Source organism: Blautia hominis (assembly GCA_002270465.1).
In the GTDB taxonomy this organism is placed as follows: Bacteria; Bacillota; Clostridia; order Lachnospirales; family Lachnospiraceae; genus Blautia; species Blautia hominis.
On sequence record NQOF01000003.1, the window covers coordinates 539913 to 562470 of the forward strand.

20 protein-coding genes are annotated in these 22558 nt (G+C 47.1%); 19 read left to right on the forward strand and 1 reads right to left on the reverse strand.

From position 1 onward, the window contains the following. Positions 1-2: 2 nt before the first annotated feature. From CI595_RS12965 to CI595_RS13020, 12 genes are all read left to right on the forward strand, one after another. The gene (locus tag CI595_RS12965) at positions 3-1829 is read left to right on the forward strand and encodes a sensor histidine kinase (RefSeq protein ID WP_095173726.1); all 1827 of its coding nucleotides are present in this window, start codon (positions 3-5) and stop codon (positions 1827-1829) included. Continuing rightward, entirely contained in the window at positions 1804-3405 is a 1602-nt protein-coding gene (locus CI595_RS12970; RefSeq protein ID WP_095173728.1) for a response regulator, read from the forward strand. Before CI595_RS12965 ends, CI595_RS12970 begins: the two co-directional genes overlap by 26 nt. 357 nt (positions 3406-3762) lie before the next feature. Then, positions 3763-5100 (forward strand): ABC transporter substrate-binding protein, encoded by a 1338-nt coding sequence (locus CI595_RS12975; protein ID WP_095173730.1) that lies wholly within the window; start codon positions 3763-3765, stop codon positions 5098-5100. Positions 5101-5308: 208 nt separating this feature from the next. Further along, positions 5309-6193 (forward strand): carbohydrate ABC transporter permease, encoded by an 885-nt coding sequence (locus CI595_RS12980; protein ID WP_095173732.1) that lies wholly within the window; start codon positions 5309-5311, stop codon positions 6191-6193. Positions 6194-6195: 2 nt separating this feature from the next. Next, complete coding sequence (locus CI595_RS12985) at positions 6196-7032, forward strand: carbohydrate ABC transporter permease (protein ID WP_242986866.1); 837 nt, start codon at positions 6196-6198, stop codon at positions 7030-7032. 38 nt (positions 7033-7070) lie between these two features. Further along, the gene (locus tag CI595_RS12990) at positions 7071-8471 is read left to right on the forward strand and encodes a glycoside hydrolase family 32 protein (protein WP_095173737.1); all 1401 of its coding nucleotides are present in this window, start codon (positions 7071-7073) and stop codon (positions 8469-8471) included. Between the two features lie 383 nt (positions 8472-8854). Next, positions 8855-9745 (forward strand): Rpn family recombination-promoting nuclease/putative transposase, encoded by an 891-nt coding sequence (locus tag CI595_RS12995; RefSeq protein ID WP_095173739.1) that lies wholly within the window; start codon positions 8855-8857, stop codon positions 9743-9745. 514 nt (positions 9746-10259) lie between these two features. Next, positions 10260-10640 carry a VOC family protein gene (locus CI595_RS13000; RefSeq protein ID WP_095173741.1) on the forward strand — a complete coding sequence of 127 codons (381 nt, stop codon included), beginning with the start codon at positions 10260-10262 and terminating at the stop codon, positions 10638-10640. A gap of 12 nt (positions 10641-10652) precedes the next feature. Then, on the forward strand, positions 10653-11735 hold the full coding sequence (locus CI595_RS13005) for a Gfo/Idh/MocA family protein (RefSeq protein ID WP_095173743.1): 1083 nt from the start codon (positions 10653-10655) through the stop codon (positions 11733-11735). Positions 11736-11809: 74 nt separating this feature from the next. After that, positions 11810-12859: a 16S rRNA (cytosine(1402)-N(4))-methyltransferase RsmH gene (gene rsmH, locus CI595_RS13010; protein ID WP_095173746.1), complete on the forward strand. Its 1050-nt coding sequence runs from the start codon at positions 11810-11812 to the stop codon at positions 12857-12859. A gap of 12 nt (positions 12860-12871) precedes the next feature. Beyond that, the gene (locus CI595_RS13015; protein WP_095173748.1) at positions 12872-13918 is read left to right on the forward strand and encodes a GIY-YIG nuclease family protein; all 1047 of its coding nucleotides are present in this window, start codon (positions 12872-12874) and stop codon (positions 13916-13918) included. Next, on the forward strand, positions 13869-16274 hold the full coding sequence (locus CI595_RS13020; RefSeq protein ID WP_162291875.1) for a GH39 family glycosyl hydrolase: 2406 nt from the start codon (positions 13869-13871) through the stop codon (positions 16272-16274). Before CI595_RS13015 ends, CI595_RS13020 begins: the two co-directional genes overlap by 50 nt. On the opposite strand, the gene CI595_RS27355 is transcribed toward CI595_RS13020, so the two are convergent. Next, on the reverse strand, positions 16266-16325 hold the full coding sequence (locus tag CI595_RS27355) for a hypothetical protein (protein ID WP_334293910.1): 60 nt from the start codon (positions 16323-16325) through the stop codon (positions 16266-16268). The two genes, CI595_RS13020 and CI595_RS27355, sit on opposite strands and share 9 nt — an antisense overlap. An 8-nt stretch (positions 16326-16333) precedes the next feature. On the opposite strand from CI595_RS27355, the gene CI595_RS27150 reads away from it, so the two are divergent. The 7 genes from CI595_RS27150 (at position 16334) to CI595_RS13050 (ending at position 22536) form a co-directional block, all read left to right on the forward strand. Then, entirely contained in the window at positions 16334-16453 is a 120-nt protein-coding gene (locus CI595_RS27150) for a DUF6783 domain-containing protein (RefSeq protein WP_408608195.1), read from the forward strand. Positions 16454-16702: 249 nt separating this feature from the next. Beyond that, complete coding sequence (locus tag CI595_RS13025) at positions 16703-18085, forward strand: MFS transporter (RefSeq protein ID WP_095173752.1); 1383 nt, start codon at positions 16703-16705, stop codon at positions 18083-18085. Then, positions 18075-19190, forward strand: a complete 1116-nt coding sequence (locus CI595_RS13030) for a Gfo/Idh/MocA family protein (protein ID WP_095173754.1) — start codon at positions 18075-18077, stop codon at positions 19188-19190. The genes CI595_RS13025 and CI595_RS13030 overlap by 11 nt, the downstream gene beginning before the upstream one ends. 12 nt (positions 19191-19202) lie before the next feature. Continuing rightward, complete coding sequence (locus CI595_RS13035) at positions 19203-20231, forward strand: sugar phosphate isomerase/epimerase family protein (RefSeq protein WP_095173756.1); 1029 nt, start codon at positions 19203-19205, stop codon at positions 20229-20231. Continuing rightward, on the forward strand, positions 20224-20616 hold the full coding sequence (locus CI595_RS13040; protein ID WP_095173758.1) for a C-glycoside deglycosidase beta subunit domain-containing protein: 393 nt from the start codon (positions 20224-20226) through the stop codon (positions 20614-20616). Before CI595_RS13035 ends, CI595_RS13040 begins: the two co-directional genes overlap by 8 nt. A 15-nt stretch (positions 20617-20631) precedes the next feature. Beyond that, positions 20632-21591: a flavodoxin family protein gene (locus tag CI595_RS13045; protein WP_095173760.1), complete on the forward strand. Its 960-nt coding sequence runs from the start codon at positions 20632-20634 to the stop codon at positions 21589-21591. A gap of 30 nt (positions 21592-21621) precedes the next feature. After that, a complete protein-coding gene (locus CI595_RS13050) occupies positions 21622-22536 on the forward strand; it encodes a sugar phosphate isomerase/epimerase family protein (protein WP_095173762.1) in 915 nt (304 codons plus the stop codon). Positions 22537-22558: the final 22 nt, after the last annotated feature.

Sequence of the window (22558 nt, forward strand, 5' to 3'; positions counted from 1 at the left end):
AAATGATACCAAAGATCAAAAAAAGAATGAAGGATATGCGGATCTTCGGCAAGATGTTCCTGTCCTGCCTGCTGGTCACACTGCTCATATCTCTGATCTCAGGAGGCATTACATACTATATCGCATCTGAGATCATTCTTAAAAAGACAGTGATGCAGACAGAGGAGACCATTAAGCAGATATCCGAGAATTACGATTCGTTCATGAAATTAGTATATAATAAGCTGGATTATCTGGCATTTAATCCTACGGTGCAGGAGGAGCTCATATACGGCAGGCCGGGGGAGGACGAGGAGGGATATTACAGCGGAACCAGAAAATTAAAACGGCTGATGGTCCAGATGTTCAACAGTATCCATATGGAAGACATGGAGATATACGGAGAAAACGGAAAGGAATATTTCTGCTCCATTCTCTATCAGGCGCCGGATCTGCCAAATACGGAAGAATTAAAGCAGACAGCCCGGGAAGGTATGGGCGCGATCGTCTGTGTCAATGACATTGGGACAAGCGGCAGTCTGCAGGCGGTGAAGGAAATCAAGGACATTTTGTCCATGCAGTCCCTGGGAGTCCTGCGCACCTCCATCCGCCTGTCAGCCCTGGAGCGCATACAGCACAATGTGGATTTCGCGTCCTCAGGAAAGATGATCCTTTTGGATGACAACAATGAGATCATACTGGGGGAGAGATCAGAACTAACAGACCGGGCGGACGATCTGTTTGTAAAATGGGATGATTCCTTTCGGTATGAAATGGACAACGCCGCTTATCAGGTGGTATATCAGGTCTCAGAGTACACAGGCTGGAAAACCATAGGGATCCTTCCGGACAAAGAGATCAGTAAATCCATCATGCCGCTGCAGACCGGAACCGCTGTGGCGGCAGTGCTGGGCATTCTGCTGAGCCTTGCCTTATCAGGGATCATGTCCTATGTTCTTGTCCGTCCTATCAAAAGTACGGTGGGGGCATTGAAAAAGTTTTCAAACGGGGATTTCAAAGTCCGTCTGGAAGAGGAGCGGAAGGATGAATTCGGTGAGATGAACCAGGTGTTTAACTCTACAATTCAGAAGGTGGAAAAACTGCTGGAGGAGATTGCGCACAGCCGTGTATTGAACAAAGAAATGGAATTTAAGGCTCTCCAGGCCCAGATCAACCCCCATTTTCTGTATAATGCCCTGGATACCATCAACTGGATGGCCCATAAAGAAGGCAAGGATGATATATGCGATATGGTCAGTGCAGTCAGCAGCCTGCTCCGTATCAGTATCAGTAATAAGGAAGCTGTTTTTACCGTGGAAAAAGAGCTTCGGTATGTGAAAGATTACCTTTATATCCAGAAGACGCGGTACCGTGACCGGTTCGAGGTGATCTTTGATATAGATCCTGAAATCTGTCAGCAGCTCATTCCCAAGCTTACCATACAGCCCCTGGTGGAAAATGCCATTGTGCACAGTGTTGAGGTGAGCAGAGAGAAAGCGGAGCTTACGGTGGAAGGGCACAGGGAAGGGGAAACCGTTCTGATCTGCGTATCTGACACAGGCGTGGGAATGACAGAGGAGACCAGAAAGGCACTCCTCATGGAGCCGGGCAGCACAGACAGGCAGGATATCAATACCGCCCATACAGGGCTGGGTGTCTACGCAGTGCACCAGAGGCTGAAATACCTGTTCGGAGAAGGGTATGGACTGACCATCCGGTCAAGCCCGGGGGAGGGGACTTGTATCACGATACGGATCCCCTTTCAGATGGACCCGGAGGAAGTCTATGCACGTGCAGAAAATTTAGTGGAGAGGAGACCTGAAAATGGACTTGAAAGTTCTGATTCTTGATGATGAATATATTATACTGGACGGATTATGTTCTTTCCCCTGGGAATCTTACGGCTGCTGTGTGGTGGGAAGCGCAGGGGATGGGGCAGAGGGCTTGGCGCTTGCAGCCAAGCATCATCCGGATATTATACTGAGTGATATAAAAATGCCGGGAATGGATGGTTTGGAATTTTCCAAGCAGATAAAACTGGAGGATCCGGACACAGAGATCATCCTGCTGACAGGCTATGATAATTTCTCTTTTGCACAGCAGGCCCTGCGTATCGGGGTCTGCGAGTACCTGCTCAAACCTGTGAATTTCAGAGAGATGCATGCAGTGATCGAAAAAGTCTGCAGCCGCATCCGCCTGCGCAATAAGAAGAAAAAAGATGATTCGGAAATGCGTAAGAAATACCAGCAGACCCTGCCCCTGGTGAGGAGTAAGCTCATCTCTGATCTAATATACGGCAGGCTGCGGGACCCGGGGGATATGGCTGTGCGTATGGAACTTTTGGGCATCAGGATGGAGCAGTATGTGTTTGTCTATGCCCGTATGCAGAACTGTGCAGGCGGGCAGGCAGCGGATATGGAACCGGGACTATACGATTTTGTGGTATGCAATATCTGTGAGGAATCCTTAAGACAGACCAGTGTACAGGTGTATTCCGAGACAGATACTCTGGGTTACTGTTTTATTGTGGTCTATCCAAGATCCGTGGACGGCAGGGACTGTGTCAGCCACTGTGTGCAGGCCTGTGAGGAAATTCAGAAAAATATAAAGGATATCACCATGGGGGAGATATCTTTTGGGATCAGCCTCGCACGTACAGACCCCTATTCTGTAAATATGTCTTACAAGCAGGCCGTGGAAGCTTGTGAGCAGTGCGTGTATATGGGGGAAGGATCCAGTATTCTGGAATATACAGATGTGGCGGATGTGCAGATAAATACCTGGAACATCACAGAGGGAGAGCGGAAACGGCTTTTTTCGGAAGTTGCGAGAGGAAATATTGAGACCGCTAAGAATTTTGCGGGACAGATATTCGAGGGTTGTGATGATTTGGATGTTATGCGGTATGCTGCCATGGAGCTTTTGATAAGCTGTTTTCAGTATCTTGGCCACGAATCCCAGAAATTCCGGTCCGCTGTGGAAAAGACCTCCGTACTGACCGAGAGTATTGAGAAGATGTTTTCCTGCCATACAAGGCGGGAGTTGCTGGACTATCTGAAAAAGTCCCTGAGTTTTCTGGCGGACCAGAACAGAGGGGTGAAACTGGACCGGAACCAGCAGACAGCACAGCGTATTTTAAAATATATAGAGGAACATTACAGGGAGGATCTTTCCCTGGATTTCCTTGCCGAGTATTTTAAGATCAGCAAGACATATATCAACAGGCTGCTGAAGAACAACACAGGGAAAAGCTTTCTGGAAATCCTGCTGGACTGCAGACTTGTAAAGGCAGAACAGCTTATTTCAGAGAACAGGTATAAGATTTACGAGGTGGCGGAATTAGTGGGCTACCATGACCTGAGCTATTTTATCCGGGTATTCAAGAAAAAATATGGGGTGACTCCCAATGTATACCGCAGAATATGATGCTCCATCCGGCCGGAAACAAGACCGCCAGTGCAGAATGGGGCATAACAGAAATAGAAAAAATGCGCACAAGCAAAAGCAGGAGTGCGCATTTTTTTTATGGTTTCGTTTCCATATGTCCGGTTTTTACCATATTTTTGCATATGGATTTTCTGCGGAGAAATTTATAATATAAGCATAACAACGTAACGATTCAGCAGGTCTGCACATTCACTGCGCTGACCGTAAGAAAGCATTCCGCAGCCAAGCAAAAATCCCATCGCCAAAGGCGGTTCTGCATGGATTTTTGCCTGTAACTGTGAGGGTACTGAACAGTTACATAACAACAAAGAAATGGTATTTCAAAGGAGGAAAAGTATGAAAGTAAAAAAGATCGCAGCACTGGCACTGGCCGGAGTGATGGCAGTTTCCACACTGCTCGCAGGGTGCGGAGGGGAAGGAAGCTCCCAGACCAAAGAGTCGGGAAAGAAAACTTCAGATGCAGGGGAGAAGTCATCCGGGGAGCGGAAGAAGATAACCGCACTTCTCCGCTGTAGTGAGACATCCACAAAGTACATAATCCTGAAAAAGCTGCTGACAGATTTCAGTGAGGAGAAAGGGCTGGAAGCACCTGAATTTGAGCTTGTGAGCAGCGATGCGGACTATGTGACAAAGCTTCAGCTTTATATCAACAGTAATGCGCTGCCTGACATTTACGGCTGTGCCAATGGTGCCCTGTCCAAAGCGGCAAAGGACATTAATGCCATTGTGAATATTGGGGACGAACTGGAACGTATCGGCATGAAAGATGATATGAATGGGGCTGTGTATGACTTTTTCAAGGATGCTGAGGATGAAAATGTATATCTGTTTCCGGAGAGTCTGAACTGTGAATTTTTCCTGTACAGAAAGGATATTTTTGAGAAATATGATCTGGAGGTGCCGAAAACCTGGGATGATTTCCTGAATGTCTGCCAGACATTAAAGGAGAAGGAAGAGATTCCGCTTATTGTGGCAGGAAAAGAGAATTGGCAGCTGATGAGATATCTCTCTTTTGCGCCGTGGCGTATGACAAAAGACCAGTTTATTATGGATTACATTGGTCAAAAGGAGACCTTCTCTGAAAATACTGCAGCTAAAGAGGGTGTGGACCTGCTTTACACACTGGGAACAGAAGGATATTTCCAGGGCGGATTTTTGAGCACAGACTACACCGCAGCCACAGATCTGTTCTTTGGCGGCACAGGCTGTATGTGGTACAGCGGATCCGGACAGATCTCACAGGCAAGTGAGATGTACAGCAAAGGCGAGCTTGGATTTTTCCCGGTACCGGATGTGGAAGGCCAGGAGAATATGGAGACCAATATCCCCATTCACGGCGGGTTCGGAACAGCCTTTAATGCCCAGACCTATGATGATACTATGAAGGAATTTTTCCAGTATATGTGCGAAAATTATTCAGATTCCTGTTATAACGATGCTAAAGTCTTTTCACCTTTCAATGATGAGATCCCAGAGGGCTTAGACCAGATGTTCTATGATCTGCAGCCATTGTTTGAGACCGCTACGGACGCCTGGGTGTCCTGGGATGACAAGCTGGATTCCGCTACCCTTACCAATCTGGTAGATGAGCAGCAGAAACTGGCACAGGGTAAGGAAACGCCTGAAGATTTCGAGGCGGCAGCAGACCAGTTCATTATCAATAACAGTAAATAAGAATTGCAGGAGACAGGTGTTTCCGGTGCCTGTCTCCTTTTCTGTCTTGAAATGCTGAAATGCATATTTGTTTGCAACAGTTCAGACAGGTCTGCGCATTCACAGCGCTGATCATATGAAGGCGTGGCGGCAGCAGGTATCCGGCCGTCGCGAAGGGAATGGCAGAACGGTTATGTTTTTCGGCGCATGACAGAGAAAGGAAGATATTATGCAAAAATCATTTGGACGTAAAAAAGTAATTATGATGTTCTTGCTGCCGGCTTTTCTTGTGTACACATTGTTTGTGGTAGTATCTGTTGTCTGGGCGGGATATTACAGCCTTTTTGACTGGAGCGGAGTAGGAGAAAAGAGTTTTCTGGGATTGCAGAATTATACCCAGTTATTTACAAATGACCCCACCTTTTGGGCAACTGTTGCACACACACTGATCTACACAGTGATCTGTGTTCTCATACAGGTATTCGGTGGGCTGCTGTTTGCCATTTTTTTGAGCAGGGTGACAAAATTCAGAGCAGGTCTGCAGACTTTGTATTATGTGCCTGTGGTGATCTCTTCCGTGGCCATCTGCCAGATATTTACAAAGCTTTTGTCCGTGACACCGCCCGGGGTGATCAATTCTGTACTGGGATTTTTCAATGCGGATCTTCTCTATATGGAGTGGATCTCCAATGATTCCCTTTCCCTTTTGGTGGCGTCCTTCGTGGAAGGTTATAAATATCTGGGACTTTATATGGTTATCTTTTATGCAGCGCTTATCGGTGTTCCGAAGGAACTGGAGGAGGCTGCGATCATGGACGGCACCAATGTGGTGCAGCTTTACAGACATGTGAAGATTCCGTATATCAGGCCTGTTATCATTGCCAACTGCGTACTGGTGCTGAACGGATCTCTGCGTTCCTTTGATATTTCTTTCCTCCTGACAAAAGGAGGACCCGGCAATTCATCGGAGCTTATGTCCACATATATGTATAAACAGGCATTTTCCAGTATGAAATACGGATATGGAAGCGCAGTTGCCATGGCGATCGTAGCGATCTGTCTGTTGGTTGGGTTTGTATTCAGGAGAGTTACGGAAAGGGGTGAGGAAGCATGAATATGAGGACAAAAAAGAATTTCTTTACCGGATGTAAGTTGCTGGCAGGGGGGCTGCTGCTGGTCCTCCAGGTATATCCGATCTTTTATGTGATCATGTCCAGTATGAAGACAACCGATGACTTTAGGCACCTGGCTTCCTATGCCCTGCCGAGAGCAGTTGATTTCAGCAACTATATCAAAGTATTTACAACAAGCCCCATGCTGACTTACTTTAAGAACAGCATCATCATTACGGTAGGCGTGCTGGTCCCACTGCTTTTGATAAGCTTTATGGCGGGATTTGCTCTGAGCAAGATCCAATTTAAGGGAAATAAAAAAATACTTTCCTATTTCCTTCTGGGACTGATGCTGCCGTTTCAAGTGGCGCTGATTCCCCTGTTTACGATCTTCAGTAAAATGAACATGTTAAATACATATCCGGCAATCATACTTCCGCAAATTGCATTTTCCCTTTCCTATTCGATCCAGCTTTTTTACTCCTTCAGTAAATTTTTGCCGGATGAGATTGTGGAAGCTGCCATCATTGACGGCTGTACGCCCATGAAGACATTCTTCCGGATCATTTTTCCCATGTCTACGAATTCCATCCTGACTGTGGCTACCATGCAGGGGGTATTTACCTGGAACGACTTCATCAATGCCTATACCTTTACCCGATCTACGGACATGAAGACCGTGACACTGGGGCTGAATGACTTTGTGGGATTTATGGGGACTACAGACTGGGGCGCCACGTTTGCGGCTATCACGGTCACAGTGCTGCCAACGTTCCTGTTTTATTTTTTTACCAATAAATATATGCTGAGCGGACTGACCGCCGGGGCGGTCAAGGGCTGACACGGTACCGCTTGCTATGAGAAAGAGAGGATTTTAATATGAATAAGCTTTACTATCAATTTCCGGAAACCTGGTTTGGTGACTGTATGCCTTTTGGGTATAAGGACAAATTTTTTCTTTACCACCAGAGAGATACCAGAAAACCCGGTCCTTTCGGAGAACCCTTCGGATGGGACCTGGCTGTCACTTCAGATTTTGTGAAGTATGAGGACTGCGGTGTGGCTGTGCCGCGGGGAACCGACGAGGAGCAGGACCAGTTTATATTTGCAGGCAGTGTGTTTGAGGCAGAAGGGCAGTTCCACATCTTTTATACAGGCTATAACCGGGATTATCCGGCACAGGGAAAGGCCTCCCAGGTGTTGATGCACGCAGTGAGTAATGACCTTTATCATTGGACAAAGACACAGGAAGCACTCACGTTCTGCCCCCAGGATGGGTATGATCCGGATGACTGGAGAGATCCTTTTGTCATCTGGAATGAGGAGGCACAGGAATACCTGCTCATATTAGGCGCCAGAAAGATCGGACCAAAAACAGAGCAGACTGGGCGCACCGTAAAATTCACTTCAAAGGATTTGAAGAACTGGGAATTTAAAGGTGACTTCTGGGCACCGGGATTGTATACCATGCATGAAATGCCGGATCTGTTTCAAATAGGGGACTGGTGGTATCATATCATCTCCGAGTACAGCGATAAAAATAAGATCATCTACCGTATGAGCAGAAGCCTTGACGGCCCGTGGATCGCGCCCGTGGATGATGCCTTTGACGGAAGGGCGTATTATGCGGGAAGAACCTTCTGTCTGAACGGGCAGAGGATCCTGTTTGGCTGGGTACCCACAAAAGAGGACTGTGATGACAGGAAAAATTTTGAGTGGGCAGGCACATTTGTGGCCCATGAGGTATATCAGCGTCAGGACGGGAGCTTAGGGGTAAGGATACCGGATACCGTATGGGAGGCATTCGGAACACGGGAGAGTATCCCGGATGTGAGGCTTGAAAGTCCTTATGCCAGAATGGAGAAGGTACTTGCAGAAGAATGTGGTGACCTGTACTCTTTTGAAGCGGACATTACCTTTTCAGAAGACACCCGGTCATTTGGGATCCGGGTACTGGAAAACGAGGAGACGGCACAGTCTTATCAGTTTATCTTCCCGGTTGGGGAAAACAAGTATGTCTTTGAAAAGAATCCAAACTGGCCCTGGTTCGGATGTATGAACATCGGGTTGGAACGCCCTATTACGCTTCAGGCAGGTGAAACTTATCATGTGCGGATGATACTGGATGACACCATCGTGACCTTGTATGTGAATGGGGTGGCTCTTAACAGCAGAATCTATGAAAAACCAGGGGATGCACTGAGTATATTTGTGACGGACGGTACAGCGGAGGTCAGTAATATCTCCATTGCCAGAGGGTTGTCGGGGAAAGAAAAATAAGATCTGCGCAGTTCCGGTGCAAATCTCTCCAAAGCAGCAGTTGTGCCAGTGTTACCGTTCAGACAGGTCTGGGCATTCACTGCGCTGACCGTATGAATGCGTTGTGGCAGTAAGCATCCGGTCCATCGCGAAGCGGTTTTAATGGCTGGATGTTTGAAACAGTCCAGACAGGTCTGCGCATATACTGGGCTGACCGTATGAAAAAATAGTGCCGGCAGGTATCCAGCCCATCGCCAAGAGATTTTTAATGGTTGGATGTGTAATAGTTCAGCTTGTCTGAACTGTTGCAGATCAGTAGTTAATTTATCATAAATAATTTGCATATGCTGACTTCTATATGGTATAATGAAACAAGAATTCCTCTGCCTGTGCGGAGGAGACGTATGAATCAAAACAGAAAACTGGCAAAACTCTTATTTAAAGATAATTTTATGTTTGGCGCAGTAATGGTAAATGAGGAGATCTGCCGTGATTTCCTGGAAATGGCAGTGGGGTTTCCCATTGAAAAGGTGGAGATCAGTAAAGAGAAAAGCATGATCTACCATCCGGAATACCGTGGTATACGGCTTGATATTATTGCCCGGGATGAAAACAGGACCCATTATAAAGTAGAAATGCAGGTTGCCAAAAAATCCCATATGGAAAAAAGAGCCAGATACTATCACAGTCAAATGGATATGGAACTGCTGCTGATTGGAGAGGACTACAGAGAACTGCCCGCAGCCTACGTGATCTTTATCTGCGATTTTGACCCATTCGGACAGAAAAAATACCGCTACACCATCCGGAACACCTGTGCGGAAACAGGGTTACCCATTGCGGACGGCAGTACCACCATTTTTTTAAGTACCTGCGGAAAAAATGAGTCGGAGGTACCAACAAAGCTGGTTAAATTTCTTAAATTTGTCAAGGCTGATCTAACAGATTGTTTCCGGGACTATCAGGATGACTTTATCCGAAAGATCCAGGAATTCATGGAACATGTCAGGAGCAGCCGGGAAATGGAGGAGAAGTTTATGTTGCTGGAAGAGTTATTGAAAGACGAACGAGCGGAAGGCAGACTGGAAGGCAAAGCAGAAGGTAAGCTGGAAGGTAAAGCAGAAGGCAAAGCTGAATCCGTTCTGCTTCTGCTGCAGGATTTAGGTTCGGTATCTGAGGAACTCAGGAATAAGATTCTGAAAGAGCAGGATATGGATATTCTTCTAAAATATCTGAAACTGGCAGCACGCGCGGAATCCATGGCGGATTTTGTGAAAGAAATGGATAAAATCTAAGCAGCTTTTCTAAAAAGTATAAAAGTGGATGCTGCAGGCATATCATCTGCCTGCAGCACCCTGTCTTACAAATCTATGCCGTATCAGGCATAAAACCAATCCTACAATCAATCATAGGTAACTGTTCAGTACCTTCCCAGTTACGGGCAAAAATCTATGCAGAATCGCCTTCGGCGATGGGATTTTTGCTTGCAGCTCAAGGTTTTCTTACGGTCGGTGCAGTAAATGCGCAGACCTACTGAATAGTTACGATCATAGATTCAAATAACAGACAGAGGAATTCTAATAGCCAGTTTCCCTGAAATATGATAGTATAAAACTACATGAATGCGTGTTCTGCAAAATCATATTACTCAATCCTGATATATGCAGAAGCGTCAAACATTATAGTAAGAAAGTGTACCACGGCCAAGCAAAGATCCCATCGCCAAAGGCGATTTTGCATGGATTTTTGCCTGTAACTGTGAGGATACTGAACAGTTACCCTATCACATAAAAAAGGAGAATACATCGGATGAAAAATTATGTAACAGGACTGCAGCACATCGGAATCCCAACAAATGATATGACAAAAAGTCTGGAGTTCTACGAGAAATTGGGGTTTGAAAACATTTATCAGGTAAAGAACGGAAAAGAGACTGTGGTTTTTCTCAGATATGAGAACCTGACACTGGAGATTTATGAAAACGGCGCCGCTCTGGGGCGTGACGGCAGTGTGGACCATTTTGCCCTTGATACAAAACATGTGGAAGAGCTATACCTGCAAATGAAGGAGGAGGGGTATACCATGCTCACACCCGGAATCAACAGCCTTCCTTTCTGGGAAAAAGGAATAAAATTCTTTATTATAGAAGGGCCGAACAAGGAGAGGATTGAATTCTGTGAGATTCTGTAGGAGGAGACATATATGAGGAGAGCAGTATTTGGAATCGTGGGTGCTGGTTGGAGGGCTGAATTTTTCCTGAGAGCAGCAAAAGAACTTCCGGAATTTTTAAAGGTCAGCATTGTGGTGGAGCGAAACCCGGAAAAAGGGAAACGACTGGAAGAGCAGTGGGGTGTTAAAGTTCTGCCGGATCTGGATGCAATGGCAGCGTGCAGAGATGAGGTGGAATTCCTGGTTATGTGTCTTTCACCCGGGGTGATGCCAAAGATGCTTGCAAGGGCTTCGGAACTGGGGTTTTATGTGCTCAGTGAAACCTTTGCACTGGACTGTGTGGACGCTATTGAAGAATATTATCATAAGATCAAGGAACCTTCCAGGGTACAGTTTGCAGAGCAGTATTGGCTGCGGCCTGCCCATATGGCAAGGCTGGCAGTCATCCAATCCGGGAGGATCGGCTGTGTGACGCAGGCGCAGATTTCCGTAGGACATGGGTACCATGGGGTCAGTCTTCTGCGGAAATATCTGGATGTGGGGTTTGAAAACTGCGAGATCAGGGCATGGGAATTTGCGAATCCCATTGTGGAAGGCCCGGGACGAGACGGATACCCTGAGAAAGAGCACATCGTACAGGAAAAACAGCAGTTTGCAGTGCTTGATTTTGGCGGGAAATGGGCGGTGTTTGATTTCACGGAGGAACAGTATTTTTCTAAGATTCGTGGCAGCAGAGTGTTGATCCGGGGAGATAGAGGAGAAATCGAAAACAATACCATCCGCTGTCTGAGAGATTGCAAAACCCCTGTAGAATACACCATGACGAGAAGCGGATCAGGGATAGATGAGGGGCTGGGTGCCCCTGTGATCGAGGGGATACAGGCAGCAGGAGAATGGCTGTACACCAACCCGTTCAAAAGGCCAAGGCTCAGTGACGAGGAGATCGCCGTAGCGGATGCAGTCTGGAAAATGCACCAATATGTATGCGGTGGGGAGAGCTTTTACTCCTTGGAGGAGGGCTGCCAGGACCAGTATCTGGACTGCATGATCCGAAATGCCATAAAATCCGGGAAAAGCGTGAAGACAGAAAGCCCAAGCTGGGCAAAGAGACGATAAAGGAAGTCATGACAAGTATCACGCGGGCAGCGTGAAGATCCTTTCCATTTTAGATTCAAGAAGGAGACACAGCAATGGAAAATAAAGAACAGCAGCATAAGCGCCGTGTCCGCTACAAAGGCACTCATCCAAGAAATTATAAAGAAAAGTACAAAGAACTGCAGCCTGAAAAATACGCGGATACCATCCAAAAGGTCATTGAAAAAGGCAGTACGCCGGCAGGAATGCACATCTCCATCATGGTAAAAGAGGTCCTGGATTTTCTGCAGATACAGCCTGGACAGCGGGGACTGGATGCCACCCTGGGGTATGGCGGCCATACGTCAAAAATGCTGAATTGCCTGCAGTCCAAAGGCCATATCTATGCTCTGGATGTGGATCCCATTGAGATGGAAAAGACAAGGGCGCGGCTGCAGAAAAAAGGGTATGGCCCGGAGATCCTGACCATTTTGCAGAAAAATTTTGCGGACATTGACCAGGTGGCAGAGCAGGCGGGAAAGTTTGACTTTGTTCTGGCAGATTTGGGCGTATCCTCCATGCAGATAGACAATCCGGACCGTGGATTTTCTTATAAAACAGACGGTCCTTTAGATTTAAGGCTGAACCCGGAAAAGGGCGTTTCCGCTGCACAGCGTTTGGAAGAAGTGACCCAGGAAGAACTGGAGGGAATGCTCATAGAGAATGCAGACGAGCCTTTTGCAAAGGAGATCGCAAGAGCTGTTATGCAGGAATCAAAAAAAGGGAACCATATATCCACCACCACACAGCTTCGGGGAGTGATAGAGAAAGCGCTGTGCCGCGTCCCTGAAAAGGAGAGGGAGGAGGCAGTGAAAAAATCCTGCCAGAGGACCTTTCAGGCGCTGCGGATAGATGTGAACAGTGAGTTTGAAGTGCTGGAAGCATTTTTGGAAAAACTGCCGGATGTTTTGGCGGAAGGCGGGCGTGCGGCAATCCTGACCTTCCATTCAGGGGAAGACAGACTGGTAAAAAAATCCTTCAAGCAGTTGAGTAAGGCAGGGATATACAGAGAAACGGCCACAGAAGTCATCCGGCCGTCCGCGGAAGAATGCAGAAGAAATCCACGGGCAAGGTCTACGAAAATGCGCTGGGCCATCAAAGCATAACAGGAAAAGATCATGCTGACAGACATCATACAAAAGAAGCTGAAACAACTCCCGGACGCCCCCGGTATTTACAAAATGCTGGACGCAGAGGGCAGGGTCATCTATATTGGAAAGAGCAAGTGTCTAAAGAAGCGTGTCAGCTCTTATTTTGCACCGGAACCCAAGTGGGAGAAAGCGAAAAAAATGTCTCCCTTTATCCGGGATATGGATTATACGGTAACGGATACACACCTGGAGGCAATGCTTTTGGAGTGCAGGTTGATCAAGCAGATACGCCCTTATTTTAATGTCATCATGAAGTCAGATGAAAAGTATGTGTATCTGGAACTGGGAACGGACAGGAGGAAAAGCCCTCTGGCAGTCAGTTATACAAAGACAGAAAACAGTTACGGACCGGTGAGGAGCCGGAGGAGCCTGGAAGAGATAGTGGATAGCATGCAGAACCTGTATCCGCTGGAGGAAAGAGAGGGGGAGGGGATAGACTTTTCCTACCACCTTTTTCCGGAGAGCCTGTCAGAGGAGCGTTTTCTCTCTAACCGCCGGATCCTGCAGAAAATATGTGAAAACCCCTCTGTGATGCAGGCATTTCTGCGGACTGTGGAAACCCATATGCACAGCGCCGCAGAAAAACAGAAGTTTGAGATGGCAGTGCGGTACCGGGATCTGGCGGACAAACTGAGATATCTGGATAAAGGCCTGCATGCTTACCGGGAGCTGACAAGCAGGGATATCATTTATACGGTGGCACTGGAGGAGGGGTACAAACTGTTCTATATCCGGAACGGACTAGTCATCCATTCCCGGAAAACCACGGAGAATAGCAGGCGCCAAAGAAACCGGTTGATCAAGGAAACAGAGAAGACAGCAGACGGTACAGAGCAGCAGATATCGGAAAAAGAAAGCGTGGATTACCGTTCTATTGTATATTCGGAACTTTCAGAGGCAGATGAAAAAGCCATTACTTACATAGGAAAAAGCACAGCAGACATAAACAGAAATGAGGAACCATATGAGCACAAACACGGACCGGAATCTGAAAATAGTAAAAGGTATCCATGAGTCCGCACATTTTCATCCGGAGATGGAACTTATTTTCGTCATCGAAGGGAATATGACTGCGGAGATCAGGGATAAGCGGTATCATTTGAAAAAAGAAGATTTGATCCTGATGAATTCCGGGGTTACCCACAGCCTGGAGGCCTTTCAGGATACCATCTTCTGCTGTGTCAGATATTCTTATGAGATCCTGTCAGAGGTCATGGAAAATGAAAACTGCATCTTTACATGCAACAGTGTGAATGATACAGAGCGCAATTATGAAGAGCTTAGAAAGATATGCAGAGAACTGATGTATCAGTATGTAAAACAGACGCACAGCACCCAATGCCTCCTAAAGAGTCTGCTGTTTAAACTGCTGGATTGTCTCATTGAGAACTACCGGCTGGACAGTAATATGGAAAATATGAGCAAAGCGGACAATGATGTAAGGCTGCAGCAGATCTTTCAGTATGTGAGCAGAAATTTCCGGTACAGCCTGAGTCTGTCTGAACTGGCAGAGCGTATGTTTGTATCCACCGCCACACTGTCTCGTTTTTTTAAGAAGCAGACAGGTATCTATTTCGCAGATTATGTGAAAAATGTCCGTGTAAGGTATGCCATGCAGGAACTGCTGTATTCAGACAGCAATATTACCAAGATAGCTGTGGACTGCGGTTTCTCCAACCCCTCTGTGTTCAACAAAGCATTTCGTGATATTTACGGACTGTCTCCCTCGGATTACAGGCGCCAGAAAAAAGCACAGGCACAGGAAAAAGAAGACCGGGACAGGAAACTGCGGGAAGAACTGCTCCGGGAATTGAAGGAAAGACAAATAGGAGAAAAAAGGCTTTCCCCGGCAGGCAGAATTTCTGTGGCTGTGGATCCGGAGCAGGGGGCTCCTTACAGAAAGAATTGGAACAAAGTTTTGAACATTGGCTCTGTATATAACCTGACACTGGCAAACCTGCAGTATCATACGCTGCATCTGATGGAACAGCTTGGATTTGGGTATGTGAGAGTTTGGAATGTATTTTCCAGGAAGCTGATGATAAGCGACGGAAAAAGGATTGGTGGTTATAATTATGATAAACTGGATGTAGTTCTGGATTTCCTGGTATCCCACCACGCGCTGCCGTTTTTGGATTTGGGAAGAAGACCGGACACGGCCATCAAATCAGAAGGGCAGTCCATTTTCTATGAGGAGGAATATATTGATTTTGGGTCCAGGGAAATATGGGAAGCTCAGTTGAAAGATTTTATCCACCATATCGTGAAACGTTATGGCAAGGAGGAAGTCAGCCAGTGGATCTTTGAACTTTCCAGGGACAGTAACCATGAGCGGAACAGCCCTTATTACCAGGGGGAGGGATATGATTATTTCCGGGTCTTCCGGTATGCATATGGAGTGATAAAGTCTGTTGTAAAGGATGCCCAGGTTGGCGGGCCTATGGGGATCATTGAAAAAGACCAGGTGTTTTTGAAGAGATTTCTGACGCTCTGTGTGGAACATGACTGTGTGCCGGATTTTGTGTCATTTCTCCTGTTTCCCTATGAGACGAAGGAGACGGGCGGAACTATTGTATATAAACGGGCAGTGAGAGAAAACTTTGAAACAGAGCAGATAGAGATGATGCGGGAGATCCTGGACAGTCTGGATATTCCAAAATGCAAGCTTTACATCACAGAGTGGAATAATTCCATCTCAAACAGAAATTATCTCAATGACAGCTGCTTTCGGGCCGCCTATATCGCGCGAAAGCTGTCTGAGATAGGGGATTCGGTGGATCTGATCAGTATTTGGATGGGGTCTGACTGGGTGAGCAGCTATTATGATACCGTAGGGATCGCAAACGGCGGCAGCGGGATCCTCACAAAGGATAGTATACGCAAACCCGCATATTTTGCCCTTCAGTTTATGAATGAACTGGGGGATACGCTTCTTTCTAAGGGAGACCATTATATTATCACCAGAAAAGGAAAACAGAGCTACTATATGATCTGTTTTAATTTCAAATGGTATAGCAGCAACTATTTTCTGCGGGACGAAAACATTCAAAATCCGGAAGTGCTGGCAGATATATTTGAAGATGACCAGCCCGTTAAGCTGGAGATCGAGCTGGAGGATATGCCTGTCAATGAGAAATTTATTATCAAAAAGCGGACAGTCAACCGGGAGAAGGGCAGTATTCTCAGCGAATGGAAGAGATTCCAGTATGAAAATGACCTGGATGGCAGTGATGTAAAGTATTTACGGGAAACCTGCATTCCGGGCCTGAGTATGGAGAAAAGAGAAACGGGAAAAGGCAGACTGCAGTTTGATGTGACTTTACAGGAACATGAGATTTCCATGATCCATATCTATCAGGATCTAGCATAAGGAAGAACATGCTCTGGAGCGTGTTTGAAAACTCATTCCGACAATCTGCACGCCCCACTTTGCGGTATATTTGCCCCCATTCGGTCAATCTAGCCCGCTGCGCCTCCCTCATCGGGGCCAGATTTCCCACAAAGCGCGACGCACAGCTTGCCGAAAACAATTTCCAAATATGCTCTTAGACAGGAACAGCCAGTCCATAAAATTTATGGGCTGGCTTTTTTGAGGCGTTTTAGTGCAACATATATACTACGATTGTTGCGGCTGAGAGAAAAGAGAACGAGAAGACGCAATAAACGACCGATTATACGAAACCAGAGAAAGGTACGGATGCCAAAAAGCCTGTATAGTTAAACCATGAAATACAGAGATATCTCTTGGAGCCGGGCAGACCGGGTTATGCAGGCTCATTACTGAAAAGGAGAAAAAAGATGGAATATAAGAAAAGAGCATCTAGGGCGGCAGTCATATGCTACGGATTTGGGGATTTGGCATCGCAGTTTGTCTGGACTTTTGTGGGTTCCTACCTGACCGTGTTTTATACGGATGTGGTAGGTCTGGCACCGGTTGTTGTTTCCGTGATCATGATGGGGGCACGTATCTGGGATGCGGTGAATGATCCCATGATGGGGGCTATAGCTGAGAGGACACGCTCCAAATTCGGACGCTTCAGGCCGTACATAGCGTTTGGCTGTCCCATTCTGGCAATTATGGGAGTGCTGACGTTTACCAATCCCTTTGGAGGAAGTTCCAAAGCAGGAATTATCTGGGCGGCAGTCACTTATATTGTGGCAGGAATGATATACACGCTGACCAACATCCCGTACGGGGCCTTGGCAGGCGTCATGACGGAGGATGCAGATCAGAGAAACCAGATCAATACATCAAGAAATATCGGTATGAATCTTGGCATGGTGATCGTCAATGCCTGTTCCGCCACCCTGCTGCTGAAATTTTCAGGCGCCGGTGCGGAGGTGGCAGACGGACATGGATATATGATGACAGCAGTGATCTACGGATGTATATCCATTCCCCTGTTTTTGATGGTATTTTTCACTGCAAAAGAGAATGTTCAGCCGGTCTCAGGCGTACAGAAATTTTCATTTAAAGATACCATCAACAACCTGATCAAAAACAAGTATCTGATGATCGTCACCCTTATTATGACCCTGCAGATGACAGCATTTATGGGGAGGATCGCAGTGACAGCGTACTATGTGATCTACTGTCTGGGTTCTTTTACCATGATAGCACTGATCATGACCATTCCATCCATCGGCGGCATTATAGGATCCCTGTTTGTGCCGGCAGCAGCCAAGAGATTCGGCAAGAGGAATGTGCTGATGGGCTCTATGATCGTGCAGGGGATTGGTCTTTTAGTCATCTATTTTGCACCCTTTGACAACATGAAAATGGTACTTGCCGGATGCTGGATCTTCGGTCTGTTCAACGTTGGTTTTCCCATGACACTTTCCATGGTGGCTGACTCAGTGGACTATATGGAACTGAAAACAGGCATCCGCACAGACGGGACCGCCTATGCTACATACGGACTGGCAACAAAAATAGGAAATGCCATCGGCGGTGCGGTGGGAGTCCTTCTCTTGGGATTTTTCGGTTACGTTGCCAATGCACAGCAGACCACCCAGGCCATGAGAGGGATCAATATCGTAGTCAATCTGATTCCGGCTATTATCTTTTTCCTTGCAGCGGCAGCATGTCTGCTTTGGAAAATGAGTGACAAAGACGCGGACCATATCCGTGGACAATTAAGAGAAAAAGCAAAACAGGAGGAAATAAATCATGAAAAATAACAAATTACAGGTAGCAGTGATCGGATGCGGGGGGATTGCAAACCAGAAACATTTTCCGGCTCTTACTTCCCAGGCAGACAAATGTGAGATCGTCGCATTCTGCGATATCCAGGCGGAAAGAGCTGAGAAAGCAGCAGAAAAATACGGGGCAGAAGGTGCAAAAATATACACAGATCATAAGGAGTTATTAAAAGACCCGGAAATCGACGTGGTGCATGTGTGCACGCCTAATGTAGCACACTGTCCCATTACGGTAGACGCGTTTGAGGCGGGAAAACATGTATTATGTGAAAAGCCTATGGCAGCCACAACCGAGGATGCACAGAAGATGATGGATGCCTGGAGAAAATCCGGAAAGAAGTTTACCATTGGATACCAGAACCGTTTCCGCACAGATGCCCAGGCTTTGAAACGGGCCTGTGACGAGGGGAAGCTGGGTGAGATCTACTTTGCAAAGGCCCATGCAGTCAGAAGAAGAGCGGTTCCCACCTGGGGGGTATTTCCTGATAAAGCAAAGCAGGGCGGCGGTCCCCTGATCGATATCGGAACCCATGCGCTTGACATTACGCTCTGGTGTATGGATAACTACAAACCGGCCACGGTGACAGGCTCCGTGTTTGAAAAATTAGGCCATCTGCCGGAGGCAGCGGAGGGCAATATGTTCGGTCCCTGGGACCCGGAAACCTTCCAGGTGGAAGATTCTGCGTTTGGATATGTGAAGATGGAAAACGGTGCAACTATTTTTCTGGAATCTGCCTGGGCGCTGAATGTGAAAGACTCCAGAGAAGCTGCCACAACCCTGTGCGGGACAAAAGCAGGTGCGGAGATGGTTGGCGGGATGAGCCAGGAGGGATATGACCTGGTATTCAATGAAACCACAGGCGGTCTGCTCACAGAGGAACATATATCCGATACAGGCGCTATCGCGTTTTTTGAGGGGAACGGTGGTGGTTCCCCTGAGGTGAAAGAGTGTAAACAGTGGCTGGAGGCGATCCTGGAGGACAAAGAGCCGCTGGTGAAACCGGAACAGGCATTTGTTGTGACACAGATTTTGGATACCATTTATAAATCCGCAAAAGCAGGAAAAGAGATCAAACTGGATTAAGGAGAGAGGAATATGTCAGAGATTAAGACTTGTGTAAGCCTCTACAGCTTACAGGACGAGTATTTGAATAAACGCATGAGCCTTAGGGATATCATGTATTTTGTTAAGGAGAAAGGGGCCGAGGGGATAGAGATCCTCCCGGACCAGATGCTGAAAAATGCGCCGGATATTGCAGATGAGACTGTTTCGGAATGGCATGCACTCCTGGCCGAAACCGGTCTGAAACCTGTGATCGCAGATGTATTTCTGAACACCAATCTGTACAAAAACAGAAGTCTGACCCAGAGGGAATGTGTGGAGCTTCTGGTAAAGGAAATCAAACAGGCAGACAGGCTGGGGATCCGCTTGATCCGTCTGGTGTCCATGGTCCCTTACTGGGTGCTGGAGCCTCTGCTCCCCTTCTGTGAACAGTACGACGTGTCGGTGGCGTTGGAAGTACATGCAGGCATGGCTTTTGATATCCCTGAGACAAAGGCATTTATTGATGAGATGCGGCGGCTGGACAGCAAATATATTGGACTTGTCATTGATACGGGCATATTCTGCCGCCGGTTTCCCCGGGTGGTAAGGGAATATGAGACGGCAAACGGTACAAGCCCTGAGGTGTTTGATTATATTGACACCTTGTTTGAAAAGGGCACGGACCTGCACCGTGTTTTAAGAGAGAACAATTTTGTCTATCCAAAAGAACTGGAGGATGCCATCAGATCAGAGCACGATAGAATGTTTGTGCCTCTGTGTGACGGATATGAGAATTATGACTTTGATGTACTGGACGAATATATGCCTTATATCAAACATTTCCACCTCAAGCTGTTCGAGATGACAGAGGAGGGGCCGGAGTATTCCATGGATTATAAAGGGCTTTTAACCTACCTCCATGACCATGGCTACAAGGGGTATGTGGCGGCGGAATATGAAGGGAACCGCTTTACACTTCCCGGCAGACCAATGGCGGAAAAAGAACAGGTGGCAGCCCAGCTTGCTTTCATAAAACAGTGTTTAAAAGAGATTCAGGGACAGGAGGAATCATATGTTTGACAATAATGTTTTTTTGGAAAATACATGTGTGAACGTGGTGGAGAGCGGACAGATCACAGGATATGAGCTACAGACAAACATCACCTATTACAGAGGAATCCCCATGTCCATGATAGAATACATCCGGATTTCGGAGGATGGAAAGGAAGTCAAAAAGGAAGATATACGCATTTCTGTGGACAAAAAAGACTGGTTTACTTTACAGGAGGCAGAGACGGTCACATCCTATAAATGGGAGTACGGAGAGCCTCTGTATATCCGGGTCATGAAGACGGATGGCCTTACAAAAGGCGTCCATAAAGTGAAACTGACAGTTGCCACCAGAACCGCCTATATCCCGGTTCCCCTGGAAGGCATCCGGGAGCGGGAAGTGACGATATCATAGAACAGGATGAATAAAATGAGAAAGAAAAATGTACTGGGCCTGTCCTTTGGAAGAAGGCTGGCAAACACAGATATTATGGTAAAAACAGCACTGATGGAGTGCGAAAAGGCAGGTTGTGAAGTGCGGTTTATCCGTGTGGATGAGCTGGAGATCAAGCCGTGCACGGGCTGCATTTCCTGTGTTGTGGGAATGACCACAGGACGGGGAAAAGGGGGCTGTCCCATAAAGGATGATTTTTATATCCTGGATGAAGCGCTTATGGCGTGTGATGCTGTCATAGTGGGTTCCCCTGCTTATGTGCTGAGCCCAACAGGCAGATTTAAAACTGTCTGTGACAGGATCGGACCTTCTCACGATATCACATTCAGAAAAGCGGCGTTTGAGGAAGGACTGGGTGCCGGAAAAGACAGAGAAAAACTGCCGGATGAGAGAAGCTTTAAAAAGAGAGTGGGCGGACTTATTTCCGTGGGTGGGGCCATGACAAAGAACTGGCTCTCCTTCATGCTTCCCACCATGTATGAATTCACCATGTCCATGGGGATTGATGTGATCGACATGCATGAATATCACGGCGCCATGGCCTGTGAGCATGTTCTTGGTAATGAAGCACAGATAGAACGCATGAGAAAAATGGGAAAGAACATTGCCGCGGCCCTTGCCGCCGGGAGTGAGGAAGAACGCACTGCATGGCGGGGAGAGGAGGAGGGCATCTGCCCGGTCTGTCACTGTAACATGCTGACAGTGTCAAAGGACAGCACTGCCGTAGAATGCCCGGTCTGCGGGATTTCCGGTACGCCTGCATGGGTGAACGGCAGGATGAACGTACATTTCAGCCAGGAAGAACAGAACCGTTCCAGGCTTCGGTGGAACGGGAAGCTGGAACATTCCACTGAGATCAAGACAAGAGCAGTGGGGCCGGGTCAGATACAGGATCTGAAAGAACTGCTGGAACCGTACAAAGGGTATGGGGAATGATATTCCCGGAATGAGAGAGGAGAAAATAGTATGAAATTAGGCTTTATCACAGCAATCTGTGATGGAATGACATTTGAGGAAGTGGTGGACTTTGCCGCATCTCATGACCTGGAATGCCTGGAAGTGGCATGCTGGCCCCGGGGAAAAGCGCAGAGAAGATATGCCGGTGTAAGCCATATTGATGTGGAGGCAATGAATGAGGAAAAAGCAGCATACCTTACTGCTTACTGTCAGAAAAAGGGGGTGGAGATCTCCTCCCTTGCCTACTATCCCAACACACTGGACCCGGATCCTGAGAAACGGGCTTCCTATGTAAAGCATCTGTATAAGCTCATAGATGCATCTGCCATGCTGGGTGTGAATATGGTCACAACCTTTGTAGGCAGGGACCCCAAAAAAACAGTATCGGAGAATCTGGAAACCGTAAAAGAGGTGTGGCCGCCTATTGTAAAATATGCGGAGGAGAAGGGCGTAAAAATTGCAATTGAGAACTGCCCTATGCTTTTTACCGAGGATGAATGGCCGGGCGGGCAGAACTTGATGACAAGCCCTGCAAACTGGAGAAAAGTGTTTGAGATCCTGGACAGTCCCAACTTTGGGATCAATTATGATCCCTCCCATTTTGTGTGGCAGCAGATTGATTATATCAAGCCAATCTATGAATTCAGAGATAAGATCTTCCATGTGCACTATAAGGATATCAAGGTATATGAGGATAAGTTGGCAGATGTGGGGACCATGGCCGTGCCCTTAGAATATATGTCTCCGAAACTTCCGGGGCTGGGAGATGTGGACTGGGGAAACTATTTATCAGCCCTGACAGACATCGGATATGACGGATACACCTGCATTGAGGTGGAAGATAAGGCATTTGAAAAAGACCTGGAGGATGCGAAAAAAGCGGTGGTCCTGAGTGCCAGGTATTTAAGGAACTTTGTGATTTGACCAAAAGGCAGTCCGGCAGGTA

Coding starts and splice junctions, on each gene's coding strand:
- CI595_RS12965 (WP_095173726.1), top strand. CDS start 3: ATGATACCAAAGATCAAAAAAAGAATGAAGGATATGCGGATCTTCGGC.
- CI595_RS12970 (WP_095173728.1), top strand. CDS start 1,804: ATGGACTTGAAAGTTCTGATTCTTGATGATGAATATATTATACTGGAC.
- CI595_RS12975 (WP_095173730.1), top strand. CDS start 3,763: ATGAAAGTAAAAAAGATCGCAGCACTGGCACTGGCCGGAGTGATGGCA.
- CI595_RS12980 (WP_095173732.1), top strand. CDS start 5,309: ATGCAAAAATCATTTGGACGTAAAAAAGTAATTATGATGTTCTTGCTG.
- CI595_RS12985 (WP_242986866.1), top strand. CDS start 6,196: ATGAGGACAAAAAAGAATTTCTTTACCGGATGTAAGTTGCTGGCAGGG.
- CI595_RS12990 (WP_095173737.1), top strand. CDS start 7,071: ATGAATAAGCTTTACTATCAATTTCCGGAAACCTGGTTTGGTGACTGT.
- CI595_RS12995 (WP_095173739.1), top strand. CDS start 8,855: ATGAATCAAAACAGAAAACTGGCAAAACTCTTATTTAAAGATAATTTT.
- CI595_RS13000 (WP_095173741.1), top strand. CDS start 10,260: ATGAAAAATTATGTAACAGGACTGCAGCACATCGGAATCCCAACAAAT.
- CI595_RS13005 (WP_095173743.1), top strand. CDS start 10,653: ATGAGGAGAGCAGTATTTGGAATCGTGGGTGCTGGTTGGAGGGCTGAA.
- rsmH (WP_095173746.1), top strand. CDS start 11,810: ATGGAAAATAAAGAACAGCAGCATAAGCGCCGTGTCCGCTACAAAGGC.
- CI595_RS13015 (WP_095173748.1), top strand. CDS start 12,872: ATGCTGACAGACATCATACAAAAGAAGCTGAAACAACTCCCGGACGCC.
- CI595_RS13020 (WP_162291875.1), top strand. CDS start 13,869: ATGAGCACAAACACGGACCGGAATCTGAAAATAGTAAAAGGTATCCAT.
- CI595_RS13025 (WP_095173752.1), top strand. CDS start 16,703: ATGGAATATAAGAAAAGAGCATCTAGGGCGGCAGTCATATGCTACGGA.
- CI595_RS13030 (WP_095173754.1), top strand. CDS start 18,075: ATGAAAAATAACAAATTACAGGTAGCAGTGATCGGATGCGGGGGGATT.
- CI595_RS13035 (WP_095173756.1), top strand. CDS start 19,203: ATGTCAGAGATTAAGACTTGTGTAAGCCTCTACAGCTTACAGGACGAG.
- CI595_RS13040 (WP_095173758.1), top strand. CDS start 20,224: ATGTTTGACAATAATGTTTTTTTGGAAAATACATGTGTGAACGTGGTG.
- CI595_RS13045 (WP_095173760.1), top strand. CDS start 20,632: ATGAGAAAGAAAAATGTACTGGGCCTGTCCTTTGGAAGAAGGCTGGCA.
- CI595_RS13050 (WP_095173762.1), top strand. CDS start 21,622: ATGAAATTAGGCTTTATCACAGCAATCTGTGATGGAATGACATTTGAG.